21 protein-coding genes are annotated in these 20,944 nt (G+C 74.8%); 8 read left to right on the top strand and 13 right to left on the bottom strand.

The window, feature by feature from the left end:
- Window positions 1-40: 40 nt before the first annotated feature.
- Window positions 41-505, bottom strand: coding sequence for a MarR family winged helix-turn-helix transcriptional regulator (locus PGN05_RS02190; RefSeq protein WP_419750783.1), 465 nt, complete (start codon window positions 503-505; stop codon window positions 41-43).
- 150 nt (window positions 506-655) lie between these two features.
- Here PGN05_RS02190 and PGN05_RS02185 point away from each other — a divergent pair, with 150 nt between their 5' ends.
- From PGN05_RS02185 to PGN05_RS02175, 3 genes are all read left to right on the top strand, one after another.
- Window positions 656-1,321: a response regulator gene (locus tag PGN05_RS02185; protein WP_419750781.1), complete on the top strand. Its 666-nt coding sequence runs from the start codon at window positions 656-658 to the stop codon at window positions 1,319-1,321.
- Between the two features lie 167 nt (window positions 1,322-1,488).
- On the top strand, window positions 1,489-2,577 hold the full coding sequence (locus tag PGN05_RS02180) for an FAD-dependent oxidoreductase (protein ID WP_419750779.1): 1,089 nt from the start codon (window positions 1,489-1,491) through the stop codon (window positions 2,575-2,577).
- Window positions 2,574-3,518, top strand: a complete 945-nt coding sequence (locus PGN05_RS02175) for a phosphotransferase (protein ID WP_419750777.1) — start codon at window positions 2,574-2,576, stop codon at window positions 3,516-3,518. The genes PGN05_RS02180 and PGN05_RS02175 overlap by 4 nt, the downstream gene beginning before the upstream one ends.
- On the opposite strand, the gene PGN05_RS02170 is transcribed toward PGN05_RS02175, so the two are convergent.
- A complete protein-coding gene (locus PGN05_RS02170) occupies window positions 3,465-4,325 on the bottom strand; it encodes an ANTAR domain-containing protein (RefSeq protein ID WP_419750776.1) in 861 nt (286 codons plus the stop codon). The two genes, PGN05_RS02175 and PGN05_RS02170, sit on opposite strands and share 54 nt — an antisense overlap.
- 190 nt (window positions 4,326-4,515) lie before the next feature.
- Between PGN05_RS02170 and PGN05_RS02165 the strand changes: the two genes are divergently transcribed.
- Window positions 4,516-5,787 carry a PP2C family protein-serine/threonine phosphatase gene (locus PGN05_RS02165; protein WP_419750774.1) on the top strand — a complete coding sequence of 424 codons (1,272 nt, stop codon included), beginning with the start codon at window positions 4,516-4,518 and terminating at the stop codon, window positions 5,785-5,787.
- Window positions 5,788-5,832: 45 nt separating this feature from the next.
- Here PGN05_RS02165 and PGN05_RS02160 read toward each other — a convergent pair whose 3' ends face one another.
- From PGN05_RS02160 to PGN05_RS02145, 4 genes are all read right to left on the bottom strand, one after another.
- The gene (locus tag PGN05_RS02160; RefSeq protein WP_419750772.1) at window positions 5,833-6,264 is read right to left on the bottom strand and encodes an ATP-binding protein; all 432 of its coding nucleotides are present in this window, start codon (window positions 6,262-6,264) and stop codon (window positions 5,833-5,835) included.
- A gap of 127 nt (window positions 6,265-6,391) precedes the next feature.
- A complete protein-coding gene (locus tag PGN05_RS02155; protein WP_419750770.1) occupies window positions 6,392-7,198 on the bottom strand; it encodes an IclR family transcriptional regulator domain-containing protein in 807 nt (268 codons plus the stop codon).
- Between the two features lie 74 nt (window positions 7,199-7,272).
- A complete protein-coding gene (locus tag PGN05_RS02150; protein ID WP_419750768.1) occupies window positions 7,273-8,271 on the bottom strand; it encodes an ABC transporter substrate-binding protein in 999 nt (332 codons plus the stop codon).
- Window positions 8,272-8,316: 45 nt separating this feature from the next.
- The gene (locus tag PGN05_RS02145; RefSeq protein WP_419750766.1) at window positions 8,317-9,501 is read right to left on the bottom strand and encodes an FAD-dependent monooxygenase; all 1,185 of its coding nucleotides are present in this window, start codon (window positions 9,499-9,501) and stop codon (window positions 8,317-8,319) included.
- A gap of 355 nt (window positions 9,502-9,856) precedes the next feature.
- Here PGN05_RS02145 and PGN05_RS02140 point away from each other — a divergent pair, with 355 nt between their 5' ends.
- Both PGN05_RS02140 and PGN05_RS02135 read left to right on the top strand, forming a co-directional pair.
- Window positions 9,857-11,284 carry an aminomethyl transferase family protein gene (locus PGN05_RS02140; RefSeq protein WP_419750765.1) on the top strand — a complete coding sequence of 476 codons (1,428 nt, stop codon included), beginning with the start codon at window positions 9,857-9,859 and terminating at the stop codon, window positions 11,282-11,284.
- 103 nt (window positions 11,285-11,387) lie between these two features.
- Complete coding sequence (locus PGN05_RS02135; RefSeq protein WP_419750763.1) at window positions 11,388-12,182, top strand: IclR family transcriptional regulator domain-containing protein; 795 nt, start codon at window positions 11,388-11,390, stop codon at window positions 12,180-12,182.
- Here the strand turns inward: PGN05_RS02135 and PGN05_RS02130 are convergent.
- The 7 genes from PGN05_RS02130 to PGN05_RS02100 are packed head-to-tail and all read right to left on the bottom strand — an operon-like array spanning window position 12,165 to window position 18,903.
- Window positions 12,165-13,328, bottom strand: coding sequence for an alpha-hydroxy acid oxidase (locus PGN05_RS02130; protein WP_419750761.1), 1,164 nt, complete (start codon window positions 13,326-13,328; stop codon window positions 12,165-12,167). The genes PGN05_RS02135 and PGN05_RS02130 overlap by 18 nt on opposite strands.
- The gene (locus PGN05_RS02125; RefSeq protein ID WP_419750759.1) at window positions 13,325-14,242 is read right to left on the bottom strand and encodes an NAD(P)-dependent oxidoreductase; all 918 of its coding nucleotides are present in this window, start codon (window positions 14,240-14,242) and stop codon (window positions 13,325-13,327) included. The genes PGN05_RS02130 and PGN05_RS02125 overlap by 4 nt, the downstream gene beginning before the upstream one ends.
- A gap of 1 nt (window position 14,243) precedes the next feature.
- Entirely contained in the window at window positions 14,244-15,440 is a 1,197-nt protein-coding gene (locus PGN05_RS02120) for a M24 family metallopeptidase (RefSeq protein ID WP_419750757.1), read from the bottom strand.
- Window positions 15,437-16,246, bottom strand: a complete 810-nt coding sequence (locus PGN05_RS02115; RefSeq protein ID WP_419750755.1) for an ABC transporter ATP-binding protein — start codon at window positions 16,244-16,246, stop codon at window positions 15,437-15,439. The genes PGN05_RS02120 and PGN05_RS02115 overlap by 4 nt, the downstream gene beginning before the upstream one ends.
- 1 nt (window position 16,247) lies before the next feature.
- Window positions 16,248-17,039, bottom strand: a complete 792-nt coding sequence (locus tag PGN05_RS02110) for an ABC transporter permease (protein ID WP_419750754.1) — start codon at window positions 17,037-17,039, stop codon at window positions 16,248-16,250.
- Window positions 17,036-17,902: an ABC transporter permease gene (locus tag PGN05_RS02105; RefSeq protein ID WP_419750752.1), complete on the bottom strand. Its 867-nt coding sequence runs from the start codon at window positions 17,900-17,902 to the stop codon at window positions 17,036-17,038. The genes PGN05_RS02110 and PGN05_RS02105 overlap by 4 nt, the downstream gene beginning before the upstream one ends.
- The gene (locus PGN05_RS02100) at window positions 17,899-18,903 is read right to left on the bottom strand and encodes an ABC transporter substrate-binding protein (RefSeq protein WP_419750750.1); all 1,005 of its coding nucleotides are present in this window, start codon (window positions 18,901-18,903) and stop codon (window positions 17,899-17,901) included. Before PGN05_RS02100 ends, PGN05_RS02105 begins: the two co-directional genes overlap by 4 nt.
- A 418-nt stretch (window positions 18,904-19,321) precedes the next feature.
- Here PGN05_RS02100 and PGN05_RS02095 point away from each other — a divergent pair, with 418 nt between their 5' ends.
- Both PGN05_RS02095 and PGN05_RS02090 read left to right on the top strand, forming a co-directional pair.
- The gene (locus PGN05_RS02095) at window positions 19,322-20,581 is read left to right on the top strand and encodes a cytochrome P450 (RefSeq protein WP_419750749.1); all 1,260 of its coding nucleotides are present in this window, start codon (window positions 19,322-19,324) and stop codon (window positions 20,579-20,581) included.
- Window positions 20,578-20,778, top strand: a complete 201-nt coding sequence (locus tag PGN05_RS02090; protein ID WP_419750747.1) for a ferredoxin — start codon at window positions 20,578-20,580, stop codon at window positions 20,776-20,778. Before PGN05_RS02095 ends, PGN05_RS02090 begins: the two co-directional genes overlap by 4 nt.
- Window positions 20,779-20,944: the final 166 nt, after the last annotated feature.

Below are 20,944 nucleotides of genomic sequence, written 5' to 3'. Positions count from 1 at the left end.
GACCGGCCCGCCGTCCCGAGCCGGTCGGGAGCGGCGGCCCTCAGCGGCGCGCGGTGCCGTCCAGCGCGGCCCGGCAGAGGACGACGTAGCGGCGGAGGTCGTCGGCCTGCACCGGGGTGAGCGGGGCCACCATCCGCGACTCGAGGCGGTCGACCTCGTCGCGGTACCGGTCGAGCAGCTCGCGACCGCGCTCGGTCAGCCGCAGCACGCGGCGCCGCCGGTCGCGCGGGTCCACGACCCGGGACAGCAGCCCGCGATCCTCCAGGACGGCGATCAGGTCGGCGGCGCTCTGGTCGGTGACGAACGAGTTCCGCGCGAGCTCGGCGGTGCTGAGGTCGGCGGAGCGCTCCAGCACGGTCAGCGCCGTGTACTGCAACGGCGTGATGGCGGCCGGACGGAGCACCTCGTCCAGGCGGGCGCGCACGGCCTGTTCCAGCTGCTTGACCAGGTAGAGCGTCGAGGGACGGGATCCGTCGAGGTCGGCCGGATCGGTGGGCGAGAGCACCCGCCCATCATCGCCCAGGGGAGCCCCGGCGCCCGGCACGGCGCGACCGACCGCCCTGGGGTGCCCCCAGGCGCGTGCCGTTCCTAGGCTGGGCGGGTGCCAGACACCGGCGCGGAGCCACCCCACGGTGCTGCCGACCAGCCCGTCCGGATGAGCGCTCCGATCCGGATCGTGCTGGTGGACGACCAGGAGATCGTCCGCACCGGGCTCCGCGCGCTGGCCGAGCACGACGGCGACATCACCGTCGTGGGGGAGGCCGGCACCGGTCGTGCCGGGCTGAGCCGGGTCCGGGAGGTGCGTCCCGACGTCGTCCTCATGGACGTCCGCATGCCGGAGATGGACGGACTCGAGGCGACCCGGGCGATCGTCACCGATCCCGGACTGGACGGCGTCCGGGTGCTGGTGCTGACCACCTTCGAGGAGGACCAGCACGTCTTCGAGGCGATCCGCTCCGGCGCCTCCGGCTACCTGCTCAAGGACATCTCACCCGTCCAGCTCCGGCACGCGATCCGGGTGGTCGCGGCGGGGGAGGCACTGCTCGCGCCGTCGGTCACCCGCACGGTCATGCGGTCGCTGGCCCGGAGCCGGCCCGCCGTCGACGACGCCGCGATCCAGCAGCTGACCGAGCGGGAACGCGAGGTGCTCACCCAGGTCGGCCGGGGGCTGTCCAACGAGGAGATCGCCCGGGCGCTGTCCCTGTCCCCGGCGACCGCGCGCACCTACGTGTCCCGGCTGCTGACCAAGCTGCAGGCCCGCGACCGGGCGCGGCTGGTCGTCCTGGCCTACGAGACCGGCCTCGTCGTCCCCGGGAGCTGACCCCCACGTCCCGCCCCGGTGGGCAGCGGGCGACACCGGCCCTCCCCCGGGGGCGACCCACGAGGACGCCTCGGACCGGTCGGCTCGTCGCGCCGAGGCGGATGTGCTCCCGGCGGCGACTCCCTAACGTCACCGACCCGGGGGAGCGACAGGACAGGAGGACGGTCGTGAACGGACGTGTCGTCGTGGTGGGTGCCGGCATCGGCGGGCTGACGACGGCGGCGGTGCTCGCCCGGCACGGGGTGTCCGTCGACGTGCTCGAGCGCCGCCCCGGGCTGCCCGACCAGGGAACCGCCCTGGGGATGTGGCCGGCGGCGGTGCGTGCCCTGGACGGTGCCGGCCTCGGGGACGAGCTGCGCCGGCTGGCGTTCCCGCAGACGCAGGGCTGGATCCGGCGCCGGGACGGTGCGCCGCTGGCCCGCATCGACGTGCGGGAGCCGACCTACCTGATCTCCCGTCCGCCGCTGCTGCGGCTGCTCCACCGCTCGGTCCCCGCCGGCGCCGTGTCCTTCGGTGCCGCGGTGGACCGGCTGGACCAGCTGTCCGGCTACGACGTGGTGGTCCTCGCCGACGGCAGCCGCAGCCGCCTCCGCGACGAGCTGTGGGGCGCGCGGGCGCGACCGCGCCCCCTGCCGCTGCGGGTGTGGCGCGGCACCCTGCCGGGCGGGCGGTCGACGACCGCCGAGAGCTGGGGACCCGGTGCGCTCTGGGGGCTGACCCCCCGCGAGGACGGCCGCACCAACTGGTTCGCCTGCGTGCACCACGACGTGGCCGCCGACCGCTGGGACCTCGGCTTCCTCGGCGAGGTCTACGGGGACTGGCACCACGAGGTGCGCGACGCCGTGGCCGGGGTGACCGCCGACGGGGCCGGCGGGGAACCGGTGCTGGTGCACGAGCTGACGCAGTCGCCGCGGCTGCCGACCTACGTCTCCCGGCGCGTGGCCCTCGTCGGGGACGCGGCACACACCATGGCGCCCAACCTGGGGCGCGGCGCCTGCGAGGCGATCCTCGACGGCGTCGCCCTGGGCCGGGCGCTCGTGGACCACCCCGGGGGAGCGGACGCCCTGCGGGCCTACGACCGCGCCCGGCGCCGGCCCAGCCGGCGGGTCGTCCGCGGCGCCGCGCTGGTGAGCCGCGTCGCCCTGGCCCGGCGGGGGACCGGTCCCCGGGACGCCGCGCTGCGCGCCGCGTCGTGGCTGTCGCCGCGGCGGTCACGACGAGCGCGGTCGGCCGACGGGCAGGGGGGCGGGCGATGAGCGCACCCGACCCGTCGACGGGTCCGGACCCGCGGGCCCGTGCCGCGCGGGCCGTCGCGGCCTGCGCGCCGGCCTACCGCGGTGCCGACCTGCATTACCTCGGCGGAGGGCTGGACCACCGCGCGTTCCTGGCACGGGACCTGGTCGTCCGCGTCGCCGCCCCCGCCGCGGCCGCCGACGTGGTCCGCGAGGCCGCGCTGCTGCGCCTGGTCGCCGCGCACGTGTCGATCCCCGTGCCGGCGCCGCGGTTCGCCGATCCGGACGAGGGGGTCCTCGCCTACCCGGTGCTCCCCGGCCGGCCACTGCTCGGACGGACACCGCCGGCGGGCGCCGCGGCGCGCCTGGCCACGGTCCTCCGGGAGCTGCACGCCATCGACCCGGCCGACGTCGGGACCCGCGCCGAGGTCGATCCCGCCGAGCCGGACGAGTGGCTGGCCGACCTCACCGGCCCCGCGCCGCTCCTGCGGATCGTGCACGCGTCCCGGCCCCGCCCGGCCTCGGTGCTGACCCTGGCCCACGCCGATCTCGGCGCGGAACACATCCTGGAGCAGGGCGGCGTGCTGACCGGGGTCATCGACTGGGCCGATGCGGCGGTCACCGATCCCGCGCTGGACTTCGCCCGGCTCCACCGCGACTTCGGCCCCGCCTTCCTCGACGACGTGCTGCGCGCCTACGGCGACGACGGCCCGGGACTCCGCGAGCGGATCACGTTCTTCGCCCGCTGCGCAGCCCTCGAGGACCTCGTCTACGGACGGGAGAGCGGCCGCGAGGAGTACCTGCGCGCCGCCCGGCGCAGCCTGGCGTGGCTGTTCCCCGGCGCTGCCGGGGCCGCGACGGAACCGCCTCCGGCTCCGCCCGCCGGGGAGGGCGGCCCCGCCACCCACTGGTCAGGAGTGGCGGGGCCTGACCGAGACGGACCCCCGGGAGACCGTCTCGGCTGAACGGGGGCCGTCGGGCAGGCGGCGGTCTGCCGGTCCGCTGCTCGACGGCGGGGGCAGCGGCCGCCCGCGGACCGGGTCCGGTTGCAGCCGGAGCTCGCCGGTGAGGACCAGGTGCTCGGCGATCTCGCGGACCTTGACGTTCCTGTTCATCGACGCCTGGGCCAGGGCGTCGAACGCCTGGTCGGGAGTCAGCCGGAGGCGCTCCATGAGGATGCCCTTGGCCTGCTCGATGACCGCCCGGGACCCGAGCGCGACCTGCAGGTTGTCGGCCGTGCGCCGGGCGCTGCGGTACGCCTCGACGGTTCCGGCGGCGACCGCCGCGTAGGGTGCGATCCCGGTGGCCACCGTCCGGCTGGCCTCGTCGAAGGCCTCCGGCGTGCGGGCGTAGACGTTGAGCGATCCGCTGATCTGCTCCTCCCCGACGAGCAGGAGCGGAACGGCGAGGCTGCTGAGGTTGCCCCGCTCGGCGGCGTGCCGCGCGTAGTCCGGCCACCGGCCCTCCGCGCGGGTGTCGACGATCTCGGTCAGCACCCCGGTGCGGGCGGTGTGCAGGCACGGCCCGTCCCCGAGTCGGTACTGGGCATGGTCGAGGTCCACGGCCAGCGCGCCGGTGCCCACCACGGTGCTCGGCACGTCCTCGATCAGCAGCGTGACCGAGGCCTCCGAGTTCCCGGGCATGGCGCTCGTGGTCAGGTCGACCAGGGACTGCAGCAGGCTCTCCATGGACAGCTCGTGCAGGGACGACCGGCCCAGATGCGCCAGCGCCTCGGCGGCTTCGGTGGACGGTCGGGGGAAGCTGCGGGCCACGGTGGGCCTCCGGTCTGGTGGGTACCGGGGGCTACCTCGGCAGCGGGACCCACGATGGGTGCCGCGTGGCGCTGCGCCACGCCTGACGCACCGTCGACACCCAGGTTGCCCCCGGTGTCGGACCTGACCCTACGCGCCCTCTGGTCGCCGGGCGGTCACCACCGGTGCTCGCCCTGCCTAGAGTCTCCCCATGCCCACCCCGCCGCGCCGCGACCTGGACGTCGGCGCGCTGCTCGACCGGGTGGAGGGGATCGCGCCCATCGAGGCCGTGGCGGCCGCTGCGGCAGCGCTCGCGGAGATGCTCGACGCCCGGGAGCTCAGCTTCCTGATCGCCGACTTCAGCGGTCGCGCCGTCGTGCGCCTCACGACGGGCGGCGCCGGCGTCGAGGGTGCGCGGCTGCAGGCCGGCGCCCAGGCGGAGACGATCCCCTTGTCCGGCTCCGTCTACGAGCGCGTGATGCGGACCCAGGAGGTCGACGTGCAGCCGCTGGACGACGGCGTCCGGATGATCGCCCCGGTCACGGAGCGGGGGGACGCCATCGGCCTCCTGGAACTGGTCCTGCCCGGCGCCCCGGCTGCCTCGTCGGTCGCCGACGTCGCGATCGCGGCCCACGCGCTGGCGTTCGTCGTCATCGCCGTCCGCCGGTACACCGACGTGTTCGAGTGGGGCCAGCGGACGACGCCGTTCTCCCTGGCCGCCGAGATCCAGCGTCGGCTGCTGCCCGCCTCCTACACCTGTGAGGCCGGGCAGTTCACCCTCGCCGGCTGGCTGGAACCGGCGGCCTCGGTCGGGGGCGACACCTTCGACTACACGCTCAACCAGGACGCGCTGCACGTGTCGATCACCGACGCCGTGGGGCACGAGGTCCGGGCGGCGCTGCTCGCGACCCTGCTCGTCGGCGCGCTGCGCAACGCCCGCCGGAGGGGGCTGGACCTCCCCGACCAGGCCACGTTCGCCGACTCCGCGGTGGCGGACAACGCGGCCGCGGGGCAGTTCGTCACCGGACAGCTCCTGCGCGTGGACCTGGGGACCGGCCGGGCCGCGATCGTCAACGCCGGTCACCCGTTCCCGCTCCGGCTGCGGGACGGCCGGGTGCAGGAGATCGCCCTGGGCATCGACCCGCCGTTCGGGGTGATGCCCCGCGCGTCGTTCCGGGCGCAGGAGTTCCCCCTGCTCCCGGGGGACCGGGTCGTCTTCCTCACCGACGGCATGCAGGAGCGCAACGCCGCCGTCCTCGACGTCGCGGCCGCGCTCCGCGACACCGCGGACCTGCACCCCCGCGAGGTCGTCCAGGAGCTGGGCGAGGCGGTCCTGCGGGCGACGGGCGGCGATCTGCGCGACGACGCCACCATGGTCTGCCTGGACTGGTACGGCGGCGCCCCGCGGTCCAGGAACGGCACCCACGGCGCCGACGCCGTTCTCGCCTCGCCCGCCCGGGGCCTGCGCCGCCGACCGGTCTGAGCTGCGACGCGGACCGCCCGCACACGGGGTCCGAGCTCCCGGGACTCAGGCGGTGGCGAAGCGGACCCAGACGTGCTTGCGGTCGCCGGCGACGGTCCACCCGCGGTCCGTCGTCAAGTGGGCGACCATGCGCAGTCCCATGCCGCCGAGGGCCGGATCGCGGCCGACGGCGGGCTCGGGCCCGCGGTGCGGATCGCCGTCACTGACGTCGAGGAGGAGCGCCTCGGCCATCCGGACGGCGCGCACGCGCACCGGTGCCCGGCCGTGCCGCAGCCCGTTGGACGCCAGTTCCTCGACCGCCACCAGGAGGTCGTCGAGGACCGCCGCGTCCGCGTCGGGGTCCTCGAGCGCGTCGGGCACCCACACGCGGAGCTGGGCGCGCACCGTCCGCAGTTCCGCGAGCTGGGAGATCTCGGCGTCGTAGTGGGGTCCCGTGATCTCGGGACGCGGCCGTCGTGGCCAGGAGTCCAGGTCCATCGACTCGTTCCGGTCGGGGGGCGCGTCAGGGGAGGAGTGCCCCGCTGCCGGCGTTTCGAACCCGACCGGCGGCGTGCCGACGACGCAGTTCCCGTCGACCGCGCGTGCCTGACCGCTCCGGCGGCGGTCAGAGCATCCGGCCCAGTCGCGCGGCGTGCTCGCGCAGCACCGGCAAGAACTCGGCGGCCATGTCGTCGAGCGTGACGCGGGAGGCGAACGCGGCGGCGCTCATCGCCGCCTGCACCCGTCCGGAGCTGTCGCGGACCGGCACCGCCATCGTCCGGATGCCCAGCTCCAGCTCCTCGTCGGTGTAGGCCACCCCCTCGTCCCGGGCCCGCCGGACCCGCTGCCGGATCTCCTCCACGGTGGTCAGCGTGTGCGGCGTGGTGCGGACCGGGTCGGTGCGGGCGAGGACCGCGTCGACCTCGTCGTCGGAGAGCCCCGCCAGCAGCACGCGCCCGGTGGCCGAGGCGTGCGCCGGCAGCCGGGCGCCGAGCCGGACGCCGGCCGAGACGATGCGCTCGGCGTCCGCGCGGGCGACGAACACCGACTCGTCGGACTCCAGCACGGCCAGGGAGATCGACTCGCCCAGCTCCTCCCGCGCCGCGATGAGGATCGGGCGGGCCAGCAGCGCCAGCGGTGCCGTCTCGAGGTAGGAGGCGCCCAGGCGCACCATCCGCGGGGTGGGCCGGAAGAACTTCCCGTCGAAGCTCAGGTAGCCGAGCGCCTGCAGCGTGAGCAGGCAGCGCCGGGCCGACGCGGGGGAGGTGCCGGTGAGCTGCGCGGCCTCGCTGATCGACAGCTCCCGGCGGTTCGGGCCGAAGGCCTCGATGATCGCCAGGCCCTTGGCCAGCCCGCCCATGCCCTCGGCCGGCCGGGGCCGCCCCCCGGGGACGCCGTCCCGCCCCGCGGCCGTCCGCGACGGTCGCTCCATCGGTGTCCGCCTTCCTCTGCCGGCCGCGACGCGCACGGGAGGTCTCCCGACCGCCCCGGGCACGCCCCGCGCGCCTACTCCTGGGGCAGTTCCTCGGCCGTCACGACGACCTCGTCGATCTCGAGGCTGCCCTCCTCGATGAGACCGTGCTCCACCATGAGGTCGGCCAGGGCCCCGAAGTCGCTCAGGTCGCTGGTGACGCTCAGCCCGGCAGGTGCCAGCTGGGCGGCCACCTCGGGCGAGATCTCGGTGTAGGTGGGGATCACCTCGGCGACCAGGCCCGGGTCGTCGGCGGCCAGCGCCATCGCCTCGTCCAGCGCGCGGACGAACGCGGCGACGGTGTTCGGGTTCTCCTGGACGAACTGCGCGGTCGTGGCCCAGCCCGCGACGGGGAGGTTCTCGGTCGGACCCTCGAAGGCGCCCACGACCCGACCGGCGTCCCCGGCCTGCTCGACCTCGGTCAGGAACGGCTCGACCATCCAGGCGGCGTCCACGTTGCCCTGCGCGAGGGCGGCCGGCATGTCCGGCGGCGGCAGCTCGACGAAGGTGAGGCTGTCGAGGTCCACCCCGTGGGACTCGAGCACCGCCCGCGCGGTGAGTTCCTGGATGTTGCCGAGGCTGTTGATCGCGATCCGCTTGCCGGCCAGGTCGGCCGGCGCGTCGATCCCGCTGCCGGTCGCCGCGTAGATGCCCTGCGGGCCGGAGCGGTTGTTCTCCCGGACGATCCGCATCGGCAGCCCCTCGGCGGCCGCCTGCAGCAGGGAGACGTAGTTGCTGAACACCAGGTCGAGGTCGCCGGCGACGGACGCGGCGATCTGGGCCGCCCCGCCGGAGGCCACGTCCGCCTGCACGGTGAGCCCCTGCTCCTCGAACAGGCCCTCGTTGATGGCGAGGTAGAACGGCGCCAGGTCGGCGAGGGGGAGGACGCCGACGGTGAGCTCGGTCTGTTCCGGCGCGCCCGGTTCGGCGGCCGCCCCCGTCCCCGGCGCGGCGTCGCCGCCTCCGCCGCACGCGGTCAGGGTCGTTGCGAGGGCCACGAGCAGGGCGAGGACGCGGCTGGTCCGGTGCGCCATGGGATCTCCTGTGTGTCAGGGGGGACGGGTGGGTCGGCGCGCCGGTCAGGCCAGCGCGCCCGCCGCCGCCTCCGCCTCGGGCAGGACGTCGTGGTCGTAGAGCCACTTGCGGTAGGTCACGTGCGCGGCCATCTCGGCGTCGCGCACCGACAGGTCGGCGTAGACCGAGTCGTACCGGAGGCCGTTCTCCCGGGCGCCGCGCTGCACCTGCGCCACCCGCTCGCGGCGGAGACGCTCGTAGGCCAGCAGGCCGGCCGGCGCGGTGTCCCGGTCGGTGCGGGCGAGGATCGTGGCGAGCGCCATCCCGTCCTCGATCGCCTGGTTGGCGCCCTGCCCGAGGTGCGGGAGCATCGGGTGGGCGGCGTCCCCGAGCAGGCTCAGCCGCCCCTCGGTCCAGCGCGGCAGCGGCTCGCGGTCGTAGAGCCCCCAGCGCAGGGTCGTCCGCACCTGCTCGAGCAGCGACCCGACCCGCGGGTCCCAGCCGGCGAACTCCCGGCGCAGCTGGTCGGGGTCCCCGGGGGCCGACCACGACTCCCGCATCTCGTCGTCGGCCGGGACGAAGCCGACGAAGTTGACGAGCTCGCCGGCGCGGACGGGGAACGTCAGGAAGTGCCGGCCGGGGCCCAGCCACATGTGCCAGGCGTCGGTGGGCCAGTCGGGCACCAGCTCGTGAGGGACCAGGCCGCGGTAGGCGACCGATCCGGAGAAGACCGGCTCCGAGGGCGGGACGACGTGGTGCCGGAGCTCGGAGTGGATGCCGTCGGCCGCGATGACCACGTCGCCCTCCACCTCGGCCCCGTCGGCGAACGACACCCGCGCGCCGCCGTCGTCCTGGGTCAGGCCGGTGCAGCGGCGGCCGGTCTGCACGACGCCGTCGGGGAGCCGGTCGGCGAGCATGGACACGAGGTCGGCGCGGTGCATGCCGAACACGGCGTTCCAGCCCGAGGAGTCGGTCACCTGCACGCCGGCGATCTCGGTGCCGTCCTCGCGGTGGTAGCGGGATCCGTCCCCGACCCGCGCGCCCCACCGCTCGACGTCCGGGCCGAGCCCGACGCGGTGCAGCTGCCGCACGCTGTTGGGGGTCAGGAAGACCCCGGCGCCGATCTCGCCGAGGGCCGGCGCCTGCTCGTGGACGGTGACCGGGATGTCGCGGGCGACCAGGGCGTTCGCGGTGAACAGACCGGCGATCCCGCCGCCGACGATGACGACGCGGGGCGGCTCAAGGGCCATGGGGAGTGCTCCTCCGGGGACGGTGGCTTTCGCATAACGAAAGCCGTGCGCACTGCGCACTCAACGTAGATGGCCCGGCCGCCACCGTCAAAGGACCGGGAGGGCCGTTCCGAGCCGGCGCGGCCACCGCCGCCCGCCGGCGTGCGCCCTTGACATCGGATCCGGCCTCGGTGACCGTAGAGCTGCCGGTATCCGGACGTCGCGTCCGGATAACGTACGAACCGACTCCCGGCGCACCGGACCGGGCACCGGCACGAGCGCTCCTGCCGACGCCGGCCGGTCGGCCGGAGCATCGGCCGGCCGGGAGGGCCGTGCCGACCGGCTCCCGAGCGGCATCTCAGAGAGGAACGACTCCATGGGCACCGAGACGAGCGTCCGTTCCCTGCAGGACCTGATCGACACGACCCCCGACCTGATCGACTACCTGTACAACGACTCGCCCGGGGCGCACAGCCGGGGCCGGCCGGACCTGACGCCGGTGCGGCAGGAGTTCACCAACTGGCGCGACGAGCAGCGGTCGTGGCGGGAGACGGCCGTGCTGTTCGACCAGTCGCACCACATGCCCGAGCTCTTCGTGGCGGGCCCGGACGCGCGCCGGCTGCTGGAGTGGATCGGCGTCAACAGCCTGGCCAACCTCGGCAACGGGCGGGCCAAGCAGTTCATCGGCTGCAACCCGCGCGGCCAGGTGATCGGCGACTGCATCCTCTACGACCTCGGGGACGAGGGCTTCGAGCTGGTGAGCAGCACGCCGCTGCTGAACTGGATCGAGTACCAGGCGCAGACCGGCGACTGGGACGTGCGCATCGAGCGGGACAACAACACGTCCGACAACCCCACCGGCCGCCGGCTCAAGTTCCGCTTCCAGCTGGACGGCCCGAACGCGGGCGAGATCTTCGACGAGATCGTCGAGGGCGCGCCGCCGGAGATCCGGTTCTTCCACACCGTCCAGGCGCGGATCGCCGGGGTCGACGTGACCGTGCTCCGGCACAGCATGTCGGGGCACCGGGGCGTGGAGATCTCCGGCCCGTTCGAGCAGGGGGAGACGGTCCGTCAGGCCATCCTCGACGCCGGCGCGCGGCACGGGCTGCGCCAAGGCGGGGCGAAGGCGTACTACAGCGCCAGCTTCGAGGGCGGCTGGATGGCCTACCCCCTGCCGGCCGTGTACACCGGCGAGGACCTGCGGGCCTACCGGGAGTGGCTCCCCGCCACGTCGTGGGAGGGCCGGTTCCAGCTCGCGGGGAGCTTCCGGCCCGACAGCATCGAGGACTACTACGTCACGCCCTACGACCTGGGCTACGGGCGCATGGTCAAGTTCGACCACGACTTCATCGGCCGCGAGGCGCTGGAGGCGATCGCTGCGAACCCGCCGCGGACCCGCGTGTCGCTGGTCTGGGACAAGGAGGACCTGCTGCGCATCTACGGGTCGCTCCTGGAGCCCGGGACGCCGTTCAAGTACCTCGACCTGCCGGTGGCCGACTACGGCAACCTCATGCACCGCGACGAGGTCCGGACCCTCGACGGACGGCTCATCGGCCTGGCCACGAAGGTCGGCTACAGCATCAACGAGCGCGTGGTGCTGTCCTTGGCGATGCTGGACGTCGAGCACGCGAAGCCCGGGGACGAGGTCGTGATCGTCTGGGGCGAGCCGGACGGCGGGTCCCGCAAGCCGCAGGTGGAGCTCCACCAGCAGACGCACGTGCGCGCCCGGGTGGCCGGCGTCCCCTACGCCGCCACCGTGCAGCAGGCGGGGAACCGGGCGGTCGGCCAGCCGGCCGCCCGCTGAGCACGCCACCGGGCAACCGGTGGCCCCGTCCGGACGGGGCCACCGCTGCTCGGCACAGGAGGGGACCGGGGACGGTCCCGAGGACCGTCGGGAGGGGGTGCCGGTGACGCAGCGACCGGACGAGCTGGACCAGCGGGACTACGTGCAGTCCCTGGAGCGCGGCCTCGAGGTGATCCTGGCCTTCGCCGACCACCACCCCCGGCTGACCCTCTCCGAGGTCGCCGAGTCCACCGGGCTGAGCCGGCCGACCGCCCGCCGCCTGCTGCTCACCCTCGAGGCCCTCGGGTACGTGCGGGCCGAGGGGCGCTCCTTCTCCCTGACCCCCCGCGTCCTGGCGCTCGGGTACGCCTACCTCAACTCCCTGGACCTCACCGCGATCGCCCAGCCGGTGATGGAACGGGTCGTCTCCGCGGCCCAGGAGGCCTGCACCCTCGCGACGCTCGACGGATCCGACGTCGTCTACGTCAACCGGGTCTCCGCCCGGCGGCTGAGCGGCCTCTCGCTGGTCGTCGGGACGCGGCTGCCCGCCTACGCCAGCGCGATGGGCCAGGTGCTGCTGGCCGACCTGGTCCCCGCCGACCTGCGCCGCTACCTGGACCGCACCGAGCTGGCAGCGCTGACCCCGCACACCCTCACGACGGAGGACGCGCTGGCCGAGCGGCTGGCGCAGGTGCGCGACCGGGGTTGGGCGGAGGCCGACCAGGAGCTCGAGGAGGGGCTGCGCTCCGTCGCGGTCCCCGTGCGGGGCAGCGACGGGCGGGTGTTCGCCGCGCTGGGGATCTCCTCGACCGCCGGCTCCATGAGCACGCTGGTCGAGCGGCACCTCGCGCTGCTGCAGGACGGCGCGGCGGAGATCAGCGCCGGGCTGGGCAGCGACTTCTCAGGACGCTCCCGCTGACCCGGCGACCGGCGGCCCCAGGGTCACCGTCCGGGCGCCGACGTCCCGGACGGAGGCGACGCCGGTCAGCGCCATCGTCCGGTCGAGCTCGGTGGTGAGGACGTCGATGACCCGCTCCACGCCCGCCTGCCCGGCGACGGCCAGCCCGTAGAGGTACGGCCGGCCGACCAGCACGGCGCGCGCACCCAGCCCCAGTGCGGTGAGGACGTCGGCGCCCCGGCGGACCCCGCCGTCCAGCAGCACCTCGGCGCGCCCTGCCACGGCCTCGACGACGCCGGGCAGCGCCTCCAGCGTCGCGGGGGCGCGGTCCAGCTGCCGGCCGCCGTGGTTGGAGACCACCACCCCGTCGGCGCCGTGCCGCACCGCCAGGGCGCCGTCCTCGGGGTCCATGACGCCCTTGACCACCAGGCGGTGCGGCCAGGCCCCGCGCAGCCACGCCAGGTCGCCCTCGGTGACCGGGTAGAGGCTGCGCAGGATCTGACCCTGGGTGGCGAACGGCGACACCCGGCCGTCGGGCCGGCCGCGCTGGGGGAGGTTGCCGCGCAGCAGCTCCGCCGTCCACCGGGGCCGGGTCGCGCAGTGCAGGGCGAGCCCGGGGGAGAGGCGCACCGGCAGGGTGAGGCCGTGCCGGCGGTCCCGCTCCCGGTTGCCGAACGTCGGGACGTCGACGGTGACCACCAGGACGCGGCAGCCGAGGGCGGCCACCCGGTCCAGCTCCGCCGTGACCCGCCCCCGGTCGGCGGAGAGGAACAGCTGGTACCACCACGACCCGGTCACCCGGGCGACCTGCTCGACCGGGTGGCCGCTGACCGTCCCGTGCACGTAGCCGACGCCCCGGGCCGCGGCCGCCCGGGCCACCGCCAGCTCGGCGTCGCGGTGCAGCACCCGCGCGGCGCCGGTGGGCGCCAGCAGGAGGGGGCTGCGCAGCGGCGTCCCCAGGACGGTGGTCGCGGTGTCCCGCTCGGCGACGTCGACGAACGCCCGCGGCTGCAGCCGGGCCCGGAGGAACGCCGCGCTGTTGCGCTGCAGCGTGACCTCGTCCTCCGCGCCGCCCTCCACCAGGTCGAACACCGGGCGGGGCAGCCGGCGCCGGGCCAGCTCGCGCATCTCCGCGACGCTGCCGGCGCGGGCGGCCCGCCGGCTCACCGCGCGGCTCCGGCCGCGGCCCCGGCGGACGCGGCGTACCGCGCCAGCGCCCGGGCCGCCTCCTGCACCGACCGCTGCCGGGCCTCGAGCGTCGCCCCGGCCACGTGCGGGGAGACGATGCACCCCGGCGCGGTCCAGAGCGGGTGGCCGGCCGGCAGTGGCTCCGGGTCGGTCACGTCGAGCACGGCCCGCAGCCGGCCGGCCCGCAGCTCGGCGAGCAGGGCCGCGGTGTCCACCACCGGGCCGCGGCCGGCGTTGACCAGCAGCGCGCCGTCGGGCATCCGGGCGAGCAGGCCGGCGTCGGCCAGGTGCCGCGTCCCGGACGTCAGCGGGACCAGCAGCACGACGGCGTCGGCGCCGGCCACCAGGTCGGGCAGCTCGCCGGAGCCGGAGACGCCGGGACGCGCCCGCCGGGCCACCCGCACCACGCGGACGGCGAGGCGCTCCAGCAGCGCGGCGGCGGCCTGGCCGGTCGTGCCCTGACCGACCACCACGACCTGCTGGCCGGCGAGCTCCCGGCGGGGTCGCCGGTCCCAGCGGGCGTGCACCTGGTCCCGGGCCGCCGGCAGCAGCCCGCTGGCCGCACCCAGCAGCGCACCGGCCACCCACTCGGCCACCGCGCCGTCCCGGGCCCCGGTCGGCCGGCCCAGCCCGACGCCGGGCGGCAGGAACGGGGTCACCCAGTCGGTGCCGACGATCAGCACCTGTACGAACCGGAGCGCCGGCAGCCGGGGGAGCAGCGGGGCCAGGTCGTCGGCGCGCTCGTGGTCCAGCACCAGGAACCCGACGTCGGCGAGGGCGGGCAGCAGCGCCGGGTCCCCACGGCCGGGGACCGGCCGGACGGTGACCCCGGGCGGAGCCGTCGCGGCGAGGTCGGCGGCCAGCGCCGCGGGAACGGCCGCCACCAGCGTCATGTCAGCCCAGCTCGACGATCTTCTTGTCGAAGGCGTGGACCTCCTCGACGGTCCCGTCGGCGCGGGTGATCACGTTGTCGCAGACCCAGGCGCAGAAGCCGTCGACGTCCCAGCGCGGGTGACAGGCGATGTTCATGCCGGCCGCGATCGCCATCGGCTCCTCGGCGCGCACCAGCGGCGGCTCGACCAGGTCGGTGCCCTGGCTGTGGCAGTGCAGCCGCAGCTCCTCCGGCCGGCCGTTCGCGCGCAGGAAGTCGTCGTACGCCGTCCAGACGTCGGCCGCCGCCGCCCCCGGGCGCAGCAGGTCCAGGCAGAACCGCTGGGCCTCGAGGCAGAACTCGTACTCCTCGGCGTACCGCTGGGGGAGCGTCCCGAGCACGCAGGCCCGGCCGAGCTCGGTGTACATGCCGCCCGGGCCGTTGACCTCGATCATCAGGTAGAAGAGGTCGCCCTCGCGCATCACCCGGTCCTGGCTGTGCGGGTGGGCGACCCGCGCCGCCTGGCCGGGGGGCACCGAGGCGCACCAGTAGATGCCCTGCTCGCTGCCGAGGTCCTGGGCGACGTGTTGGGCGACGGCGGCGACCTCGCGGTCGCGGCGGCCCGGTTGCACGGCCTCGAAGGCGGCGGCCATCGCCGCGTCCTGCAGCGCCGCGGTGGCCCGGACGCAGTCGAGCTCCTCCTCGGACTTGACCGCGCGGATGCGGTTCACCAGGTCGGTGGCCTCCGCGAACGCCGCGTGCAGCTCGCGCCGGACGTGGTCGCCGAACGCCATGGGGATCGAGGAGGTCCCCACCCAGCCGATCCGCCCGGTGCGGTACGGGTGCAGGGCCTCGACGGCGAGCTCGGCGTCGTCCCGCTGGGTGTAGGGCGCCGAGGGCATGTAGGGGCTGGCCAGCGCCCGGCCCACCCCGCGCAGCACGGGGTCGCGCTCCGGGTCGACGAGGAGGTCCTCGCCGCGGCGGCCGTGCCGGACGACCGTCATCGGCGCCTCCCGGGGGAAGACGACGGTGACCGGGTAGCCGTTCGTGGCCGGGATGTCGGTGAACCAGCGGACGAAGCCGCCGACGTGGTCGTTGTTGTTCTGCATCACCAGGACGTCGAGGCCCTGGTCGGCCATGGCCGCGCGCACCTCCCGCCAGCGCCGCTCGAGCTCGGCGGTGCTGATCGGCCCGACGAGCCGCTCGGAGAGCGCCGTCACGAGCCGTGCGGTGCGGCGGTCCCGGCGGCAGCCGGCTCCGAGGTGGCCCGCGTGATCAGCTTGAGCACCTCGGTGCGCAGCTCGGCGAACCGGGGCAGGCCCTTGGTGTCGACCTGGCTGCGCGGGCGCGGGAGGTCCACGTCGAGGACGTCGACGACGACGGTGGGCCGGCTGGACATCACCACGACGCGGTCGCCGAGGTAGACGGCCTCGTCGATGTCGTGGGTGACCAGGACGACGGTCAGGCCGGCGTCCTGGCGGACCCGCAGGATGAGGTCCTCGAGGTCGGCCCGGGTCTGCGCGTCCACGGAGGCGAACGGCTCGTCCATGATGAGGAACTCGGGCCGGTAGGCCAGGGCGCGGGCGATCGCCACGCGCTGCTGCATGCCGCCGGAGAGCTGCCACGGGTAGCTCTCGGCGAACCCGTCCAGGCCCACCTCGCGCAGCGCCTCGTCGACCGCCCGCTGGCGCTCGCCGCGGTCGCGGATGGTGTTCTTCAGCGGCAGGGCCACGTTGCGCCCGACCTTGGACCAGGGCATCAGCGAGCGGCTGTAGTCCTGGAACACGCAGGCGATCTCCGGCGGCGGCGAGTCCACGACCTTGCCGCTCTTGGTCAGGGTCACCGACCCGCCGGAGCGGGGGAGCAGCCCGGCGAGGCACCGCAGCAGGGTGGTCTTCCCGGCCCCCGAGGGGCCGACCACGGTGACGAACTCGCCCTCCTCGACGGTGAAGGTGACGTCGCGGAGCACCTCCAGCGTGCGGCCGGAGACGGTGTAGGACTTCTGCAGGTGGTCGACGGTGAGCACGTCAGTCCTCGCGATCTTGGGTGTACCAACGGAGGAGTCTGCGCTCCACCAGGACGAAGAGGCCGTTGAAGAAGACGCCGAGGATGCCCAGCAGCAGCATCCCGGACCACATCAGCGACACCTGGAAACTCTGCTGCGCCAGCAGGGTGACGTAGCCGATGCCGTTGGTGGCGGCCACCAGCTCGGTGACGACCATCATCACGAAGGCCACGCTGAGCGCGATGCGCATGCCGGCCAGCACTTGCGGCGCGGCGGCGGGCAGCTGCACGTGCAGCACCCGCTGGACCCGGGTCAGCCGGAAGGAGCCGCAGACGTCCTCCAGCACCGGGTCGACGTTGCGCACCCCGTCGATCGTGTTGAGCATGACGGGGAAGAGGGTCACGAACGCGATGAGGATGATCTTGGGGGAGTCGCCCACCCCCAGGAGCACGATGCTCACGGGCACCAGCGCGGTGGCCGGCAGCGCCCGCCCGAACTGCAGGACCGGGTTGAGCGCGTGGGCCACCAGCGGCAGCCGGCCGAGCAGGACGCCCAGGGCCACGCCGACGACGACGGCGATCCCGAACCCGGCGAACATCCGGCCCAGGCTCGGCAGCACGTCGGAGGCGACCCGCTCGAACACCCAGTTCTCGCCGAAGTTGGTCAGGATCTTCTGCAGCGACGGGTAGAACGGCGAGACGTTGTCCGCCGAGGCGAACCACCAGGCCAGCACGACCGCCACCGGGACGATCAGCGACGTGGCGACCCGCAGCGGTCCGGCCGACCACTGGTTCCGGAGTGCCGGCGCGGTCACACCTGCCTCCCTCGATGTGAGCTGTGCCAGTGCAGCTGGCGGCGTTCCACCCGCTCCAGTACGACGTTGACGAGGACGCCGATCACGCCGACCATCCCGACGAGGGCGTACATCTCGGGGTAGACGCCGTTGGTCGCGAACACCGAGATGTCGCGGCCGAGGCCCTCCACCCCCGTGATGATCTCGACCGCGACGACGACGACGAGCACGTGCGAGGCCGCGATGCGCAGCCCCGTCGCGATGAACGGGGACACGGCCGGCAGCACGATGTACAGGAGCCGCTGGTGCGGCTTGAGGCCGAACACCCGGGCGGTGTCCCCGAGGATCGGCGCGATGCCGGCCACCCCGTAGTAGGTCTGGAACAGCATCGGCCAGACGGCGCCGACGGCGGCCAGGAGGTAGGCCATCTCCGGCGTCGCGCCCATCACGAGGATGAGCACGGGCAGGTACACCACGGCGGGGATGAACCGGAGGAAGTCCAGGACGTAGTGGGTGAGCCGGTACAGGAGCGGGATGGCGCCGAGCGCCACCCCGAGGGCCACGCCGATGGCGACACCGGCCAGCAGGCCGACCGCGAACTGCTCGACGGTGGCGCCCAGGCTGGTCGCGAACGTCGCGGTCGGCACCAGTTCCCAGCCCGCCCGGACGATCTCGCTGAACGGGGGGACCTCCTCGGGGAGCACCCCGGTCCGGGCGAGGACCTCCTCGACGCCGAGGAGGGCCGCCGTGGTGACCCAGGGGAGGAGCCGCACCAGCCAGCGGCGGCGGGCCTCCCCGCCGCCACCGGTCCCGCTGCCCGTCGGGGCGGGAGCGGCCGACCCGGCCGGGTCGACCTGCTCCCGCGGCCGCAGGGCCGAGCTCATGGCGCGATGAGCGAGTCGAGGTCGGGGGCCTCCTCGATCACGCCGTACTTCACGAGGAACTCGCCCTCCTTCTCGATCGAGTCGCGGTCGATCTCCGCCGAGTACTGCGGCAGCGGGGCGCTCTGGACCAGCTCGGCGTCGGCGCCGGTCTGCTCGATGATCTGCGCGCGGGTCGCCTCCGGGTTCGCGTTGGCGTACTCGGCGGACTGCTCCAGCGCGGTGCGCCAGCGCTCGACGATCCCGGGGTTCTCCTGGATGAACTGCTGCGACATGTAGAAGACGGTGTTGCCGTTCTCCGGGTTGTCGAAGGCGACGGCGGGGGAGTCACCGATGTCCCGGAACCCCTCCTGGCGCAGCGCCGTGGCGAACGGCTGCAGGGTGCTGATCGCGTCGACCTCCCCCTGCCGCAGGGCGGTGACGGCGTCCGGGAAGGGCAGCTGCACGAGCTCCAGCGTGCTCGGGTCGCCGCCGTCCTTCTCGACCGCCTCCCGGATCCAGAACTCCCAGCAGCACTGCAGCGAGTTCACCGCGACCGTCTTGCCCTCGAGGTCGGCGAAGGACTGCACGTCGCTGTCCGCCGGCACGATCGTCTGGTACTGCGTGCCCGCCGGGTCCTCGCGGTCGTTCACGGCGCCGGAGACGATGGACACCGGGATGTCACCGGCCGCCGCGGTGATCACCGGCGAGATGCCGCCGAGCGCCACCTGCTGCTGGCCGTTGATCAGCTGGGTGATCCCCGCGGCGCCCGTGGCGGACTGGCCGATGGTCACCTCGATGCCCTGGTCCTCGAAGAACCCCTGCTCGATGCCGAGCAGGAGGGCGGTGGACGACTGGGACGCCGCCACGCCCGCGGTGATCGCGACCGTCTCGGTCTCGCCGCTGCCGCCGCCGCTGCCGCCGCTCGACGCGGCGTCGTCGGAGCCGCCGCCGCAGGCGGTCACCAGGGTCAGCGCGAGGAGCGCGCCGGTGACCGCGACGCCGTCCTTCCGTCTGCTGAACAACAACGCTCGGTCCTCCAGTGGGTCGGGTGTCAGAGCGTGCAAGCCGCCCCCGGCAGGGCGCGGAGAGGCCGCCCCCTGAGCTTTAGTACGTATGCGTACGTTAGACCTGCGTCACAGTGCGGTGCAAGGGGCCGGGCGGGCGCCGACGGTCACCGGGACGGGGTTCCCGTGCCGGCCGGCTCCCGACGGGGGCGACGCGACGCCCTGCCGGGTGCGGTGGCTCCGGCGGGGGTTGACCGCCCCGGGCGCCCTCCCTACAGTCCCGGTCACTCGTCCGCATACGGACCGACGGTCCGGTTCCGCACCGACGGCGCGGGTCTCCGGCGGTGGGGCCGACCCGCGGCGTCGCGCCCGGGAACCCGCTGACACTGCCCACCGGCCGGGCGTTCCGCCGCGGCTCCCGTCCAGGAGGTGTGCCATGCCCGGCACCGTCGAGACGTCCGAGTACCCGTTCCGGCGGGAGATGTCGTGCCCGTTCGACCCGCCCCCGGACCTCGCCGAGCTGCGGCGCCGCGAGCCGGTGACCCGGGTGCGGCTCTGGGACGGCAGCTCGGCCTGGCTGGTCACCCGGTACGACGACGTCCGCGAGGTGCTCGCCGACCGGCGGTTCAGCTCCGACATGAACCGGCCCGGCTTCCCCACCCACGGAGCGGGTGTGGCGGCGACCCGGCAGAGGCACCGGACGTTCCTCAACATGGACGACCCGGAGCACGCGGCTCACCGCCGGATGCTGACGCGCGACTTCATGGTCAAGCGGGTGGAGCGGCTGCGCCCGCGGATCCAGGAGTCCGTCGACGCGCTGCTCGACGAGTTCCTCCGGCGTCCCGAGCCGGCCGACCTGGTCACCGGGCTGGCGCTGCCCGTCACCAGCGGCATGATCGCCGACCTGCTCGGGGTGCCCGCCGAGGAGCACGAGTTCTTCCAGAGCCGCAGCACCCTGCTGGTCTCCCCGGACGCCGACGTCGCGGAGTCGCTGCAGGCCTACGAGGACCTGCGCGATCTCTTCCGCGAGCTGATCCAGCGCCGACGGCGCGCGCCGGCCGCCGACGTGATCTCCCACCTGATCACGCTGGAGGACGACGGGCGGCTGGCCCCCGACGAGACGCTCAACATGCTCCGGCTGCTCATCACGGCCGGGCACGAGACGACGGCGAACATGATCGCGCTGGGCACCCTGGCCCTGCTCGAGCACCCGGACCAGCTCGCCTGGCTCATGGCCGAACCGACGGCCCGGGCGGCCGGGGCCGTCGAGGAGCTGCTGCGCTACCTGACGATCTCGCACTTCGGCCGCCGCCGCGTCGCCACGGAGGACGTCGTCGTCGCCGGCCGGCTCATCCGGGCCGGCGAGGGGGTGATCGCCGCGAACGACTCGGCGAACCGGGACGCCGCCGCCTTCCCCGACCCGGACGTGCTCGACCTGGGCCGCGACTCCCGGCACCACCTGGCCTTCGGCTACGGCACCCACCAGTGCCTCGGCCAGCCGCTGGCGCGGGTCGAGCTCCAGGTGGTGTACCCGACGCTGTTCCGCCGGCTGCCGCACCTGCGGGCGGCCGAGCCCGTCGGCGCGCTCCGCTTCAAGGAGTCGATGGTGTTCTACGGGCTCTTCGGCCTGCCGGTGCGCTGGTCGGCCGCCGATCCCGCGCCCGTTCCGTCGAGCGAGCAGGGAACCGCCCGGTGAGGGTCGAGATCGAGCCCGGCAGGTGCATCTCCTCGGGGCAGTGCGTCCTCATCGCCGGGTCGGTGTTCGACCAGGACGAGGAGGACGGGATCGTCGTCCTGCGGACCGAGGACGTCCCCGCGGCGGACGAGGAGGCGGCCCGCGACGCCGCCCGGATCTGCCCCGCCCAGGCCATCCGCACCACCGACACCGGGTGAGGGCCGTCCGCCCCTGTCCAGGAGGGGCCCGGCACCCGTATGATTGTCCGTATACGTAGTAGCTTTCCTCGCGAGGGTCCCTGCGCGCGCGGGCGTTCCGGTCGATGGAGTGCCGAGCCCGTGCGGCGGGGCTCCGACCCGGCGGGAGCACCGAGGGCGACGGGCC

It is taken from the genome of Geodermatophilus sp. CPCC 206100 (assembly GCF_048569675.1).
Lineage (GTDB): Bacteria > Actinomycetota > Actinomycetes > Mycobacteriales > Geodermatophilaceae > Geodermatophilus.
Note: the sequence above shows the minus strand (reverse complement) of the source record. Positions and strands in the feature narration are given on the sequence as shown.

Bases quoted from the DNA above. Each gene is read 5' to 3' on its own strand.
- PGN05_RS02095 (WP_419750749.1), top strand. From the start codon at position 19,322: ATGCCCGGCACCGTCGAGACGTCCGAGTACCCGTTCCGGCGGGAGATG.
- PGN05_RS02140 (WP_419750765.1), top strand. From the start codon at position 9,857: ATGGGCACCGAGACGAGCGTCCGTTCCCTGCAGGACCTGATCGACACG.
- PGN05_RS02165 (WP_419750774.1), top strand. From the start codon at position 4,516: ATGCCCACCCCGCCGCGCCGCGACCTGGACGTCGGCGCGCTGCTCGAC.
- PGN05_RS02145 (WP_419750766.1), bottom strand. From the start codon at position 9,501: ATGGCCCTTGAGCCGCCCCGCGTCGTCATCGTCGGCGGCGGGATCGCC.
- PGN05_RS02150 (WP_419750768.1), bottom strand. From the start codon at position 8,271: ATGGCGCACCGGACCAGCCGCGTCCTCGCCCTGCTCGTGGCCCTCGCA.
- PGN05_RS02185 (WP_419750781.1), top strand. From the start codon at position 656: ATGAGCGCTCCGATCCGGATCGTGCTGGTGGACGACCAGGAGATCGTC.
- PGN05_RS02155 (WP_419750770.1), bottom strand. From the start codon at position 7,198: ATGGAGCGACCGTCGCGGACGGCCGCGGGGCGGGACGGCGTCCCCGGG.
- PGN05_RS02105 (WP_419750752.1), bottom strand. From the start codon at position 17,902: ATGAGCTCGGCCCTGCGGCCGCGGGAGCAGGTCGACCCGGCCGGGTCG.
- PGN05_RS02125 (WP_419750759.1), bottom strand. From the start codon at position 14,242: ATGACGCTGGTGGCGGCCGTTCCCGCGGCGCTGGCCGCCGACCTCGCC.
- PGN05_RS02160 (WP_419750772.1), bottom strand. From the start codon at position 6,264: ATGGACCTGGACTCCTGGCCACGACGGCCGCGTCCCGAGATCACGGGA.
- PGN05_RS02175 (WP_419750777.1), top strand. From the start codon at position 2,574: ATGAGCGCACCCGACCCGTCGACGGGTCCGGACCCGCGGGCCCGTGCC.